This window comes from Stenotrophomonas mori, assembly GCF_023556335.1.
In the GTDB taxonomy this organism is placed as follows: Bacteria; Pseudomonadota; Gammaproteobacteria; order Xanthomonadales; family Xanthomonadaceae; genus Stenotrophomonas; species Stenotrophomonas mori.
Map to the genome: position 1 here is coordinate 1,170,345 of NZ_JAIKTS010000001.1, position 13,905 is coordinate 1,184,249.

Annotated in this window: 11 protein-coding genes and 1 pseudogene; 5 read left to right on the forward strand and 7 right to left on the reverse strand. The window is 72.4% G+C overall.

Features of this window, described 5'->3' with window-relative positions; translation table 11 throughout:
- The first annotated feature begins 66 nt into the window (after window positions 1–66).
- The 3 genes from gluQRS to phaR all read left to right on the forward strand — a co-directional run bounded on the left by gluQRS (window position 67) and on the right by phaR (window position 2,419).
- The gene (gluQRS, locus tag K5L01_RS05210; RefSeq protein WP_250062543.1) at window positions 67–966 is read left to right on the forward strand and encodes a tRNA glutamyl-Q(34) synthetase GluQRS; all 900 of its coding nucleotides are present in this window, start codon (window positions 67–69) and stop codon (window positions 964–966) included.
- A 40-nt stretch (window positions 967–1,006) separates the two neighbouring features.
- Complete coding sequence (phbB, locus tag K5L01_RS05215; RefSeq protein WP_250062545.1) at window positions 1,007–1,750, forward strand: beta-ketoacyl-ACP reductase; 744 nt, start codon at window positions 1,007–1,009, stop codon at window positions 1,748–1,750.
- Between the two features lie 144 nt (window positions 1,751–1,894).
- Window positions 1,895–2,419, forward strand: a complete 525-nt coding sequence (gene phaR, locus K5L01_RS05220) for a polyhydroxyalkanoate synthesis repressor PhaR (RefSeq protein ID WP_250062547.1) — start codon at window positions 1,895–1,897, stop codon at window positions 2,417–2,419.
- A 48-nt stretch (window positions 2,420–2,467) separates the two neighbouring features.
- Here the strand turns inward: phaR and K5L01_RS05225 are convergent, their stop codons facing one another.
- The 6 genes from K5L01_RS05225 to K5L01_RS05250 all read right to left on the reverse strand — a co-directional run bounded on the left by K5L01_RS05225 (window position 2,468) and on the right by K5L01_RS05250 (window position 9,991).
- A complete protein-coding gene (locus K5L01_RS05225) occupies window positions 2,468–3,460 on the reverse strand; it encodes a TraB/GumN family protein (protein WP_250062550.1) in 993 nt (330 codons plus the stop codon).
- Window positions 3,457–4,404 carry a DUF1684 domain-containing protein gene (locus K5L01_RS05230; protein ID WP_250062552.1) on the reverse strand — a complete coding sequence of 316 codons (948 nt, stop codon included), beginning with the start codon at window positions 4,402–4,404 and terminating at the stop codon, window positions 3,457–3,459. Before K5L01_RS05230 ends, K5L01_RS05225 begins: the two co-directional genes overlap by 4 nt.
- Window positions 4,404–6,239 carry a DNA mismatch repair endonuclease MutL gene (mutL, locus tag K5L01_RS05235; RefSeq protein ID WP_250062554.1) on the reverse strand — a complete coding sequence of 612 codons (1,836 nt, stop codon included), beginning with the start codon at window positions 6,237–6,239 and terminating at the stop codon, window positions 4,404–4,406. The genes K5L01_RS05230 and mutL overlap by 1 nt, the downstream gene beginning before the upstream one ends.
- Before the next feature lie 179 nt (window positions 6,240–6,418).
- Window positions 6,419–7,876 carry an N-acetylmuramoyl-L-alanine amidase gene (locus tag K5L01_RS05240; RefSeq protein ID WP_250062556.1) on the reverse strand — a complete coding sequence of 486 codons (1,458 nt, stop codon included), beginning with the start codon at window positions 7,874–7,876 and terminating at the stop codon, window positions 6,419–6,421.
- 80 nt (window positions 7,877–7,956) lie between these two features.
- The gene (tsaE, locus tag K5L01_RS05245; RefSeq protein ID WP_250062558.1) at window positions 7,957–8,436 is read right to left on the reverse strand and encodes a tRNA (adenosine(37)-N6)-threonylcarbamoyltransferase complex ATPase subunit type 1 TsaE; all 480 of its coding nucleotides are present in this window, start codon (window positions 8,434–8,436) and stop codon (window positions 7,957–7,959) included.
- Between the two features lie 82 nt (window positions 8,437–8,518).
- Entirely contained in the window at window positions 8,519–9,991 is a 1,473-nt protein-coding gene (locus K5L01_RS05250; protein WP_250062560.1) for an NAD(P)H-hydrate dehydratase, read from the reverse strand.
- Window positions 9,992–10,039: 48 nt separating this feature from the next.
- Between K5L01_RS05250 and queG the strand changes: the two are divergent.
- Window positions 10,040–10,876: pseudogene (queG, locus tag K5L01_RS05255) on the forward strand (tRNA epoxyqueuosine(34) reductase QueG); the annotation flags it as partial.
- A 189-nt stretch (window positions 10,877–11,065) separates the two neighbouring features.
- Window positions 11,066–12,403 (forward strand): exodeoxyribonuclease VII large subunit, encoded by a 1,338-nt coding sequence (xseA, locus tag K5L01_RS05260; protein ID WP_250062562.1) that lies wholly within the window; start codon window positions 11,066–11,068, stop codon window positions 12,401–12,403.
- A gap of 426 nt (window positions 12,404–12,829) precedes the next feature.
- Here xseA and K5L01_RS05265 read toward each other — a convergent pair whose 3' ends face one another.
- On the reverse strand, window positions 12,830–13,732 hold the full coding sequence (locus K5L01_RS05265; RefSeq protein WP_250062564.1) for a M48 family metallopeptidase: 903 nt from the start codon (window positions 13,730–13,732) through the stop codon (window positions 12,830–12,832).
- Window positions 13,733–13,905: the final 173 nt, after the last annotated feature.

Sequence of the window (13,905 nt, forward strand, 5' to 3'; positions counted from 1 at the left end):
GTCGGTCAAATCTGCGGTGCCGACAGGTTGAATTCAAGCACGTTTCTGACCGACGATTCAGCTTAGATGTCCTCCAATCGCTACCGCGGCCGCTTCGCCCCCTCGCCGACCGGTCCGCTGCACCTGGGCTCGCTGCTGGCCGCCTTCGGCAGCTGGCTGCTGGCGCGGCATGCCGGCGGCCACTGGCTGGTGCGCATCGAGGACCTGGACCCGCCACGGGAGGTCGCCGGCGCCGCCGCGGCGCAGCTGGCGACACTGGCGGCCTTCGGCCTGCACCCGGATGCTCCGGTGCAGTACCAGAGCCGGCGCCACGCCCACTACCGCGCCGCGCTGGACCGGCTACTGGCCGAAGGCAGCGCCTTTCCCTGCCACTGCAGCCGCAGCGACCTGGCCGGCCAGCAGGGCCTCCACCGCCGCTGCGTCGGCGGCCGGCAGCGGCCCCACCCGGCGATCCGCCTGCGCGTGGCCGACGGTGCCCTGGTGGGCTTCGACGACGCCCTCCAGGGCCGCTTCGAGCACCGCGTGGACCGCGTGGCCGGCGACGTCGTCCTGCTGCGTGCCGACGGCTGCTGGGCCTACCAGCTGGCCGTGGTCGTGGACGATGCCGCGCAGGGCATCACCGACGTGGTGCGCGGCGCCGACCTGATCGACTCCACGCCCCGCCAGATCCTGCTGCAGCGGGCACTCGGCCTCCCCACCCCGCGCTACCTGCACCTGCCGCTGCTGCGCGACGCGGACGGCAACAAGCTGTCCAAGTCGCTGGCGGCACGCCCGGTGGACGCCCGCGATCCGGTGCCGACGCTGCGCTGGCTGTGGTCCGCGCTCGGCCAGGAAGCAGCCGCCCTGGACGGTCCGGCCCAGGTTCCCGAACTGCTGCAGCAGGCCGTGTCCGCGTTCCACCCCGCGCGGCTGCGGCGCACGCTCCCCGACACCGCCGTTTCCCGCGACGCCGGCCGGTTCACATAGAATCGGACGTCCCCGAACGTTTGCGCAGGGAGCGCATTCCATGACGACATCCCGCATCGCACTGGTCACCGGCGGCACCGGCGGCATCGGCACCGCCATCTGCCAGCGGCTGGCCGACCAGGGCCATCGTGTCGCCACCAACTTCCGCAACGCCGAGCGCGCCGAGCACTGGCAGCAGCGCATGCGCGAACAGGGATACGACATCGCCCTGCTTCCCGGCGACGTCGCCTCGCCCGAAGGCGGGCGCGCCCTGGTGGAAGCGGTGGAGTCCGCCCTCGGCCCCCTGGAGATCCTGGTCAACAACGCCGGCATCACCCGCGACACCACCTTCCACCGCATGCGCCCGGAGCAGTGGCACGAGGTGATCAACACCAATCTCAATTCGGTGTTCAACGTCACCCGCCCGGTCATCGAAGGCATGCGCCGGCGGGGCTGGGGGCGGGTGATCCAGATCAGCTCGATCAACGGCCTCAAGGGCCAGTACGGCCAGGCCAACTACGCCGCGGCCAAGGCCGGCATGCACGGCTTCACCATTTCACTGGCGCGCGAGAACGCCGGGTTCGGCATCACCGTCAACACCATCTCGCCCGGCTACGTGGCCACCGACATGGTGATGGCGGTACCGGAGGAGGTGCGCGCCAAGATCATTGCCGACATCCCCACCGGCCGCCTCGGCAAGCCCGAGGAGATCGCCTACGCCGTGGCCTTCCTGGTCGCCGAGGAGGCGGCCTGGATCACCGGCTCCAACCTGGACATCAACGGCGGCCACCACATGGGCTGGTGAGCCGCATGCTGCGCAGCATGACAGACGCTGCTGCGCAGCAGCGCGCACCGCGGCAACCGCCCGTCACCCCGGCTTCCGGCGGTTGCAAGGCCTGTTGCACTGCGCCATGCTGCGCATCTACCGTGAAGGAAGAGTGACTGCTTAATGGCTGCGACCCGCATCATCAAGAAGTACCCGAACCGGCGGCTTTACGACACCGAGATCTCCAGCTACATCACCATCGAGGATGTGCGCCAGCTGATCCTCGACGGCGAGGACTTCGAAGTCCGCGACGCCAAGAGCGGCGAGGACCTGACGCGGTCGGTGCTGCTGCAGATCATCGCCGACAAGGAACAGGACGGCGAACCGATGCTGTCCACCCAGCTGCTGAGCCAGCTGATCCGTTTCTACGGCGATTCGCTGCAGGGCTTCATGGGCAACTACCTGGAACGCAGCATGCAGGTGTTCCTGGACCAGCAGCAGCAGTTCCGGCAGCAGGTGGGCAACCTGCTCGGGCAGACGCCGTGGGCGATGATGAACCAGCTCACCGAGCGCAACCTGGAGCTGTGGCAGGAGTTCCAGCGCAGCATGGGCACCGGCTTCGGCCGCCCTCCCGCGCCGTCGGCTGCCAAGCCCGCCGAGCCGCCGCCGCGCAGCGCCGGCAAGACCCGCGGCGGCAGCAGCCGCTGACATTCCCGGAAGCCGGCGCCCGCGCCGGCTTCCGCTTTTTCCGCCGCGTCAGCGCCGGCGCCGCTTCCCGGCCGCCGTCGGCTCCGCGCCCGGCTCCGGGACGCACGCCGTGCACACCCGCTGCACCGGGTAACCGCGGGCACGCAGTTTCTCCACCACGCCATCCTCGCCCAGCAGGTGCAGTGCACCGACCACCACCAGCGTGGTGCCCTGCCCGGCCTGCAGGCGCGTCTGCAGCGGTGCCAGCCAGGCATCGTTGCGCTCACTGTTGATCCGCCGGTACAGCGCCGGGTAGTCGCGCTTCATCTGCGCGGCCATGTCGTGCCACAGCGTCTCGGCGTCGCCGCGGCGCCAGGCATCGTGCAGCCGCCGGCTCTGCTCGTCGCCCTTGTCCACCTGCTCCAGCGCCTCGCGCAGCAGTTGCCGCTGTTCGTCGATCTCCATGCCGTCCAGCAGCGCGATCTGTGCCGCGGCGCTCTCCAGGCCCAACGCCGACTTGCCGGCATCGGCCGCGCGCGCCATCAGATGGCGGTCCAGCCCCGACGCCGCATCCAGTCCCTGCCGCGCCATCTGCGCCAGGCTGATGGTCAGGCCGACGAACCAGGGCTTGAGCCCGGCAAGCCGCTCCAGCGGCAGGCCATTGGCGGCGGCATAGGCCTGCAGCCGCTGCCAGGTCTCGGCATCCAGGTCGTCCTTGAGCTCGCGCCCGTCCTGCCGCAGCGCGCTCTGCGCCATCTGCGTGGCCAGGGCCGGCGAGCCCATTTCTTCCGGCGCCAGCTCGAACAACAGCTGCCGCGAGGCGGCGAAGGCCGTGTCCACGTCGGCGGACAGCGGGTAGTCCGCGGGCTTGAGCAGGTGGAACGATCCCAGCAGGTAGAGCGCCGCGCCGTCCGCACCGTCCACCTTCCACAGCAGCGGTACCGGCGGTACATGTCCGTCACCGGCCGCCGGCCGCTCCGGCGGCGGTGCCGCCATCGCGGTCACCGATACCAGGGCCGCCATCACCAGGCCCGCCCCCCGCTTGATCCAGCTCCAGCTCATGTCCCGTCTCCGTTGTCCCGCGGTGGATAGGCCTGTTCTCCGGCCTCGACCGCGAACTCCAGGCGGTTCTCCGCCGGCGGGAGCGGACAGGTCGCATAGGACGTGAACGCGCACGGCGGGTTGTAGGCGCGGTTGAAATCGATCACCACCCGGCTTTTCGCATCGGGCACGTCCAGGTCGATGTAGCGGCCCGCGGCATAACTGCCACGGCCATTGCTGCGGTCGGCGAAGATCAGCAGCAACGGCCGCCCCGGCTCACCCAGCGCCTGCAACTGCCAGGTGCGTCCCTCGCGCTCGAATTCGACCGCTCCGGCGTTGGCCTGTTCGGTGACCGCGCCGGTGATGTCGACCACCGGCAGGGTCTTGTCGGCAGCATGCGGCAGGAAGCGGGCACTGATGCGCCAGGACGGATCGACCGGCCAGTACGCCAGCGGCACGAATCCCGCGCGCGCAGGCGCATCCGCATGGCGCACCCGCAGCGCATGGCGGGTGCCGCGCCGGATCAGGCCCAGGGTTCCCTTGCCGTCGTCGAACACGAGCCGCGTCGGCTCGGCCTGGTCATCGGCGCGCAGCGGCACCCGGCCCTTCACCGGCTGCCCGTCGGCCAGCACCGCCACGCCGGGCTCGGGCGTGAACCAGTAGCGCCCGCCCTCGCGCGTCACCAGGCCCAGGCGCGGCGGTCCCACCGCCAGGCGGATGCCGCTGGTGCTGCCGCTGCCGATGTAATGCGCCTTGAGGGTCAGCCAATGCAGGCCGACCAGGCGGGTCCAGCCATCGTCGCCCAGCAGCTCGGCCTGGCGCTGTTCACGCCACAGGTCGTGGGCGACCACGAACGCCGCATCGAAACGCGGCGTTCGCTCCTCGCCGCCAGGACCGCCCCCTCCGCAGCCGGCCAGCACGCCCGCCAGTATGGCGCCCGCCAGGCCCGTGCATCGCGCCCTCATCAGCGCCCCCGCAGGAACCAGCGGTCGATCTCCGCCAGCGAGAACCGCGCCCAGGTCGGGCGGCCGTGGTTGCACTGGCCGGAGCGTTCGGTGGCCTCCATGTCGCGCAGCAGGCCGTTCATCTCCGGGATCGTCAAGCGCCGGTTGGCGCGCACCGCGCCATGGCAGGCCATGGTCGAGAGCAGCTCATCGCGTGCCCCCGCCACCCGCCGGCTCTGGCCGTGCTCGCGCAGGTCGGTGAGCACATCGCGCAGCAGGCCTTCCGGCTCGGCATTGGCCAGCAGCGCGGGAATGCTGCGCACATGCAACGACGCCGGGCCGGCGCGGGTCACCTCGAAACCGAGCTCGGCCAGGGTCGCCGCTTCGCGCTCGGCAGTGTCGGCATCGCGCTCGCCCACCGCCAGGGTGATCGGCACCAGCAGCGGCTGCGCATGCAGGCCGATGCCGTCGTGCGCCGTCTTCAGCCGCTCGTAGCCGATGCGTTCATGCGCGGCATGCATGTCCACCACGATCAGGCCCTCGGCGTTCTCGGACAGGATGTAGATGCCATGCAGCTGGGCGACCGCGTAGCCCAGTGGCGGCACGCCACTGTCGGCCGCGGTCGGTGGCAGCCCCGCGCCGCTGTCGGCCGCGGCCGCACCGGCCGGCGCCGAATACAGCGCGGCATAGGCCGCCGGGGCCTCGGCCACCTGCAGGCCCAGCGGCGACTGCCGCCCCTGCCAGGCACCGCCGCCGGCCATGCCGGCGTCCATCCGTACGGCCGCCGGGCCCGCGGCGGGCGCCACGCCGCCCGCAGGCCCACCGGCCAGCGCCGGTGCCGCACCGGCCGGCTCCATGCCGGCCCGGGTTTCCGCCAGGGCGTCCTTGAGCGTGCGGTAGACGAAATCGTGCACCAGCCGCGCATCGCGGAAGCGCACCTCGTGCTTGGCCGGATGCACGTTGACGTCCACCCGGGTCGGGTCCAGTTCCAGGAACAGCACATAGGCCGGCTGGCGGCCGTGGTAGAGCACGTCCGCATAGGCCATCTTCACCCCATGCGCGACGCTGCGGTCGCGGACCGGGCGGCCATTGACGTACAGGTACTGCTGGTCGGCGCTGGCACGCGAATAGTGCGGCTGTGCGATCCAGCCGTGCAGCCGCAGGCCGGCGGCGCTGTGGTCCACGCGCAGCGCCTGGCGCGCGAAATCCTCGCCGAGGGTTTCATTGAGGCGCGCGTCCGAGTACAGGTCGCCGGGCTTGTAGCGGCGCGACGGCTTGCCGTTGTGCGACACCCGCAGCTCCACGTCCGGCCGCGCCAGCGCCAGCGAACGCAGCCATTCCTCGATGTGCCCGAGCTCGGTGCGCTCGGCGCGCAGGAACTTGCGCCGTGCCGGCACGTTGTAGAACAGTTCGCGCACCTCCACCGTGGTGCCCGGCGCATGCGCGCGCGGTGCCACGTCGCCGATCTTGCCGCCTTCGATCTGCAGCGCGGCACCGTGCTCGTCCTGCGCCCGTCGCGAGGCCAGGGTGAAGCGGCTGACCGAGGCGATGGACGGCAGCGCCTCGCCGCGGAAGCCGAGCGTGGCCACCGCCTCCAGGTCGTCGAGGCTGGCGATCTTGCTGGTGGCGTGGCGCGACACCGCCAGCGGCAGCTGCTCGGCGGCGATGCCGCCACCATTGTCGCGGATGCGGATCAGGCGCACGCCGCCCTCTTCCAGGTCGATGTCCACCCGGGTCGCGCCGGCATCGAGCGCGTTCTCCACCAGCTCCTTGACCACCGAAGAGGGCCGTTCGACCACCTCGCCGGCAGCGATCTGGTTGACCAGGATTTCAGGGAGTGCGCGGATGCTGTTCATGCCCCGCCCCCGGCGGCCGGGCACAGCGGATCACGGGGGGAAAACGAAGGAAACAGGTCGGTATCAGGCATCGCCCGATGATAGCCCAGGCATCGTTTGGCGCGCGTTGCAGCGGCCGGTGCCGTGCCGGAAACCGCGGTTCCACCGCGACCGCACAGGCCCGGCTGCAGCCTGCGCCGTCAACGGCTGCCGACGGTCGCGGCGGCCGCTTCCATCTCCGCCTGCGCGCGGGCCGCGAACAGGGTGCCCGGCGGCGGCTGCCGGCTGAAATAGGTATGCACACCGTCCAGCACCGCACCGGCGATGCGCCGCTGATAGGCCGGATCGACCAGGCGCCGTTCCTCGTCCGGGTTGGAGATGAAAGCGGTCTCCACCAGCATGGCCGGCATGTCCGAGGTGCGCAGCACCGCGAAGTTCGCCCGTTCCAGGTTGGGCTTGTGGTTGTTGCCGATCCGCTTCAACCCGCCGAGCACGTGGCTGGCGGCGTCCTCGGACGCCTTCATGTTGCCGCTCTGCGCCAGGTCCAGCAGCACGTTGGCCAGCGTCCCCTCGGTGCGTTGCAGGCTGACGCCGCCGATCAGGTCGGCCGCGTTTTCCTTGTCGGCCAGCCAGCGCGCCCGCTGCGAGGACGCGCCCTTGGTCGAGAGCACGTACACCGACGACCCGGTGGCGGCGCGGTTCTCAGCCGCGTCGGCATGGATCGAGATGAAGATGTCGGCCCGGGCCGCGCGCGCGCGCTGGGCGCGCATCGGCAGCGGAATGAACACGTCGCTGTCGCGGGTGAGGTAGGCCCGCAGCCCCGGCGTGGCGTTGACCTGGCGCGCCAGCTCGCGCGCCACGGCCAGGGTGACGTCCTTCTCGCGCTTGCCGGTGGGGCCGATGGCGCCCGGGTCCTGGCCGCCGTGGCCGGCATCGATGGCCACCACCAGCGTGCGCATGCCCGGCTGCATGCGGATGCGCGAGGCATCGCTGGGCATCGCCGGGCGTGGCGCCGGGGGTTCGGCTGCGGGAGCCGGAGGCGGGGTTGCCACGACCGGTGCCGAAGCGACCGCCGGGGTCGCCTGGCCATTGAGGATCGCCGCCGGCGACGGCGCTCCCGGCGTTGCTGCGGCCGGTGCCGGCGGCGGTGCCGCGCTGGCCTGGCTGACCACTGCCGCGGTCAGGGCCGCGGTGGCCCGTGCGGCTTCCTCGCGCGCGGCGGCGCCACTGCTCGCCGCGACCGGGGCGTTGGCGGCACGCGCCTCGCCCGGCCATTCGATCAGCAGCCGCGATTCGGCTCCCTGGCCCTGCAGCTGCGGCTTGAAGGCCACCACCGATTCGGCCAGGTCGAACACGATGCGGAAGGTTCCCGGGGTCGGCGTTCCGGTGCGCACCGCGGTGACCACGCCGGCCGCCGTCGGCAGCCGCAGGCCGCGCACGGCGGTCGCTTCGGGGAAATCCACCACCAGCCGGTTGGGCCCGGCCAGCGAAAGCGTCTTGTAGCTCCCGCCCCCGGCCAGCTGGATTTCCGCGCGGGTGCCGGTGGCGCCGGCCTGCAGCGCCACGCCCCGCACTTCACCCGCCCACGCCGACGCCGCGGCCAGAAAGAGGCCGGCAACGGACACGGACAGGGCAAAAAGGCGGCGTGGCGTGAGCATGGGCGGATTCAATCACCGGAATCGCGCAATTGCAATACCTTTTCCCTTAATAATCCGCAACCTGCCATGCCTTCCTTCCATCAGGCAGCAGGAAGACCCCGCAAGTGACCATCCTGTTCCAGGCGCTGCAGCCAGGCGGCGCCACGCGCCGACCCGGCCTCCAGGCATGCCCGACGGCCGGCCCCTTGCAGGTCCAACGCCACCTTCAGGTCCACCGGCGGCAGGGCGCCACGGCCCCGCTCGGGCCACTCCACCAGCCACAGGCCGGCACCGCCCTCGTCCAGCCCCAGGAAGTCCAGTTCACCGGCATCGCCGATCCGGTACAGGTCCAGGTGCCAGGCTTCGCCATCCGCCAGCGGATAGCGCTCGACCAGGGTATAGGTCGGGCTGCGGATCACGCCCTGCACCCCCAGCGCGCGCAACAGTGCCCGCGCCAGGGTGGACTTCCCCGCTCCCAGATCGCCCTGCAGGTGGACCATCGCCGGGACCGGGCGGGTATGCGCCAGCGCCTGTCCGAGGCGCTCGGTCGCCGCCTCGTCGGGAAGGAACAGTTCGTTCATGGCCGCCATTAGAACGCGTTTGAAGCCGGCCGCGAAAGATGCCCGGCACGGCGCGCGCCGGCGGGCGGCCTCCGCACGGCGCTCAGGGATTGGCCAGCGTGCGCAGGTGCGGCAACAGGTCGCGCGGCAGCAACCCGCGCTCGCCGTCCGCGGCCGCCGCATCGCCGGCCAGCGCATGCAGCAGCGCGCCGGCGCTGGCGGCGTCGAACGCGTCCAGGCCCTGCGCCCAGAGTGCCGCGACCACGCCCGTCAGCAGGTCGCCCATGCCGCCCACGGCCATGCCCGGGTTGCCCGCGGCGATCACCCGTGGGCGTCGCGCCGGTGCTGCGACCACGGTGCCGGCGCCCTTGAGCACGACCACCGCCGAAAAACGCGCGGCCAGCGCCTGCGCCGCGGCGAAGCGGTCGGCCTGGACCACCGCCGTTTCCACCCCGAGCAGCCGCGCGGCTTCGCCCGGGTGCGGGGTCAGCACCGCCGCCGGCACGGGCTGCGGCGACGACGCCAACAGGTTCAATGCATCGGCATCGACCACCAAGGGCCGGCCGCTGTCCAGCGCCGCGCGCCACAGCCGCTGTGCCCAAGCGTCCTGCCCCAGCCCCGGCCCCAGCGCGACGACATCGGCGCGCGCCAGCAGCGGGACCAGTGCGAAGGCATCCTCGACCGCCTGCACCATCGCCTCCGGGCAGCGCGCCAACAGCGGCGCCACGTGCACCGCACGCGTGGCCACGCTGGCCAGCCCCGCTCCGCTGCGCAATGCGGCCTCCGCGCACAGCATGACCGCCCCACCGGTACCGTGGTTGCCGCCGACACACGCCACATGCCCGGACTCGCCCTTGTGCGCCGTGCGCGACCGCCGCGGCAGCAGCCGCGGCAATGCCGTGCGCTCCCAGCGCCAGGCCGCCGGCGCGGTGCCGACGAACGCGCCCTCCGGCACCTCCAGCCCGGCCAGCAGCCGCTGCCCGGCATGCGCCAGCGCCGCACCGGTGTGTAGTCCCCGGTGCGCGACGATGAACTGCAGTACCCGCTCGGCGCATACCGCGGCGCCGGCCGCCGCGCCGGTATCGGCATCCACCCCGCTGGGCACGTCCAGCGCCAGCACCGGGGCCGGGGCGGCGTTCATCGCCGCGATCAGCGCCGCTGCCGGGGCATCCGGCGCCCCTGCCAGGCCGATGCCGAACAGCGCATCGACGATCAGGTCGGCATCCGCCAGGCAGGCCGGGGACAGCTCCACCGGTCCGCCCGCGGCCAGGTACTCAGTACAGGCGCGCTGCGCCGACGGCGTGCGCGGCGTGGCCCCCGGCAGGTGCAGCACACGCACCGGCCGCCCGGACTGGCGCGCCAGCCGCGCCAGTACATAGCCATCGCCGCCGTTGTTGCCCGTCCCGCAGACCACCACGATGCGCCGCGCCTGCGGCCAGTACTGCAGGGCGCAGTGCCAGGCGGCCTGTCCGGCACGCTGCATCAGCGCCCAGCCGTCGCCCCCCAGTGCGGCCGTGGCCTGCGCATCGATGCGGCGCGCGGTGTCGGTGGCGAACAATCCGGCAGGTCGGTTCATGGCGGTGATTCTATACTCGCGCCATGCCCGCCCCCCGCGCCGACGCCGACCGTGCGGGTGATCTCGGTGGGCCTGGACTACGGCCACAAGGACGACCTCCACGCCTGGGCCACCCTGGACGACAGCGAGCGCGCCTATGTCGCGCGCTATGCGCTGGGACGGGACTACCACAAGCTGATGCGCAACCGGCTGCAGAAGCTCGCCGCGCGCATCGCCGCCGAGGTCGGCCCGTTCGGCTACCGCGTGTTCGTGGATTCCGCGCCGGTGCTGGAACGCGCCCTGGCGCGCAATGCCGGCCTCGGCTGGATCGGCAAGCACACCTGCCTGATCGACCGCGATGGCGGCTCCTGGTTCTTCCTCGGCGAGATCTACGTGGACCTGCCGTTGCCGGTCGATGCCCCGGCCAGCGCGCATTGCGGCACCTGCACGCGCTGCATCGACGCCTGCCCGACCGCGGCGATCATCGCCCCCTACCGGCTCGATGCGCGCCGCTGCATCTCCTACCTGACGATCGAGCATGAAGGCGCCATTCCGCCGGAGATGCGCCCGCTGATGGGCAACCGCATCTACGGCTGCGACGACTGCCAGCTGGTCTGCACCTGGAACAAGTTCGCCCGGCGCACCGACGAACCGGACTTCCGCGCGCGCAACAACCTCGACACGGCCACCCTGCCGACCCTGTTCGCCTGGGAGGAGGACGAGTTCCTGCGCCGCACCGAAGGCAGCCCGATCCGCCGCAGCGGTCATGAACGCTGGCTGCGCAACATCGCCGTGGCACTGGGCAACGCCGCCCCGGCGGCCGATGCACGGCGGGCGCTGGAAAGCCGCCGCGGACACCCGTCCGAGCTGATGCGCGAGCACGTGCACTGGGCGCTGCGGCGCCACGACGACGCCCCGCATCCGCGGCGTATCGGCACGCACCGCGACCAGGCCCGGACACCGCCGCCGGCGCAGGCCAGCCGCGCGAGCGCTTCCCGGCCCGGCCCCCAGGAGGACACCGCCGTTCCCGACGGGCGGCATGGCATTCCCCTGCGCAGGCGGGAACAATAGCCCTCCATTCCCCTTCCACGCCGCATGGACAACGTCCTCACTCCCAGCCAGCTCAACACGCTCGCCCGCGACCTGCTCGAGGGCGCGTTCCCGCTGGTGTGGGTGGAAGCCGAGCTCGGCAGCGTCAGCCGTCCCGCGTCCGGGCACCTGTACTTCACCCTCAAGGATCCGCGGGCGCAGGTGCGCGCGGCGATGTTCCGGCCCAAGAGCCAGTGGTTGAAGTTCGCGCCGCGCGAAGGCCTGCGCGTGCTGGCACGTGGCCGCCTGACCCTGTACGAGGCGCGCGGCGAGTACCAGCTGGTGCTGGACCACATGGAGGAAGCCGGCGAAGGCGCGCTGCGCCGCGCCTTCGAGGACCTCAAGGCACGCCTGCAGGACGAGGGCCTGTTCGCGCCGGAGCGCAAGCGGCCGCTGCCGGCCCATCTGCGCCGGCTGGCGGTGATCACCTCGCCCAGCGGCGCGGCGGTGCGCGACGTGCTCAGCGTGCTGGCGCGGCGCTTCCCGCTGCTGGAGGTGGAGCTTCTGCCGACCCTCGTGCAGGGCGCCACCGCCGCCGCGCAGATCACCGCCCTGCTGCGCCGCGCCGACGCCAGCGGCCGCTACGACGCGCTGCTGCTCACCCGCGGCGGCGGTTCGCTGGAAGACCTGTGGGCCTTCAACGACGAGCAGCTGGCGCGCGCCATCGCCGCCTGCACCACGCCGGTGGTCTCGGCGGTCGGCCACGAGACCGACTTCAGCCTCTCCGATTTCGCCGCCGACCTGCGCGCGCCGACGCCCTCGGTGGCCGCCGAGCTGCTGGTGCCGGACCAGCGCGACCTCGACCAGCGCATCCGCCGTCTGCGGCAGCGGCTGGTGCAGCTGCAGGCGCATGCGCTGGGACAGGCGATGCAGCGCGCCGACCGCGCCGCCCTGCGCCTGCAGGCGCAGGGGCCCCACGCGCGGCTGGCCCTGCTGCGCCAGCGCCAGGAAGCACTCTCCGCACGCCTGCATGCCTGTTGGCAGCGGCAACTGGAACAGCACCGCAGTCGCCTGGCCCACGGCGCATCGGTCCTGCGCGCCGTGCAGCCCGCACACCGGCTGGAGCGGCTGCGCGCGCGCCTGGACACCCTGGCGCCACGCGCGCAGGCCGCCATGGCCCGCCACCTGCAGCGCGACGCCCTGCGCCTGCGCGGCACCGCCCGCTCGCTGGAAGCGGTAAGCCCGCTGGCCACCGTCGCCCGCGGCTACGCCATCCTCACCCGCACCGACGATGGCGCGCTGGTGCGTTCGACCACACAGGCCCGCAGTGGCGACCTGCTGCGCGCACGCGTGGGCGACGGCGTGCTGGACGTCCAGGTCGTCGCCGGCGAAAAGACGCCATAGGCGCAGGCCGGCCCCGTGCCATCAAGGCCCGGACTACCGCGCCCCGGTAGCGCCGGGCCATGCCTGGCGGGTGTTCCCCGGAAGGCGCCAGCGGGGCGAGGCCCCGCTCTACGGAAACGGCGTGCCACGGCCCCCGATAGCGCCGGGTCATGCCCGGCGGGTGTTCCGCGGAAGGCGCCAGCGGGGGGTGGCCCTGCTCTACGGAAACGGCGTGCCACGGCCCTCGGTAGCGCCGGGCCATGCCCGGCGGGTGGTCCCGGGAAGGTGCCAGCGGGGCGAGGCCCCGCTCTACGGAAATGGCGTGCCGCGGCCCCGGTAGCGTCGGGCCATGCCCGGCGGGTGGTCCCGGGAAGGTGCCAGCGGGGCGAGGCCCCGCTCTACGGGGAAGAGCTGGCGCTGTGGCCGGATGTGCCGCGGCGTCGAGCCTCAGCGTGGCTGGGCGCTTTCGCAGAACCGCTGCCGGTAGGCCATCGCCTTGGGCATCAGCGCCTGCAGGTTCTGGATGCGGGTGCCCGGGTTGGGGTGGGTCGAGGCGAACTCCGGCGGCGCCTGGCCACCACTGGCCGCGCTCATGCGCTCCCACAGCGGCACCGCCTGCCGCGGATCGAAGCAGGCCGCGGCGGCCAGCATCAGCCCCACCTCATCGGCCTGGACTTCATGGCTGCGCGCATACGGCAGCAGGTAGCCGTAGCCGAAGGCCGACATCAGCAGTTCTTGCTGCTGCGCATCCATGCCGCCGGCGGCGCCGACCATCTGCCCGATACCGCTCAGCTTCTGCTGGGCCATGCGCTGCGCACCGTGGCGCAGCAGCGCATGCGCGATCTCGTGGCCCATCACCACCGCCATCGCGTCGGCATTGCGCGCCACCGGCACCAGCCCGGTGTAGACCGCGATCTTGCCGCCCGGCAGGCAGAACGCATTGGCCTGCTCGGACTGCAGCACGGTCACCTCCCAGTCGAAGCTGCGCGAGAAATGGCCGGGAGGCCGGCCGTGCTCGGCGGCCAGGGCGGTCTCCACCGCGTCGACCCGGGCGATCAGGCGCTGGGCGATTCCACGGATCTGCTGCGCCACCTGCGCATCGGCAGCGACCGGCCGCTCCTGCGCCAGGATCTGCCGGTAGGCCTCCAGCCCCAGCGCCTTCTCGTCCTCGGCATCGAGCGAGCGGTCGATCAGTACCTTTTCGCCGGTATACGGATCCACCGTGCGGTTGCCGAAGTAGTAGCAGCCGCCATAGACCGCCAGGCCGAGCAGCACCAGCACGCGCAGGCCACCACCCCCGCCGCGGCGCCGGCGCGGGCGGCCCTGGTTGCCGAGAGGATCCTGTCGCATCGGGAGTCTCCGTTGATGAGGCCTTGCCAAATTGCGCGGCGGCACCGACCGGATTGAAACCCGGTCCTGCAGGTCCAGTCCACCGCCTTGCCCGCCATGCAGCGTTGTACTCGCGATGGAGGGCGTCCAACACCACCGGGGGAGGACAGAAACCGGCGACAGCGGCGTGCCCG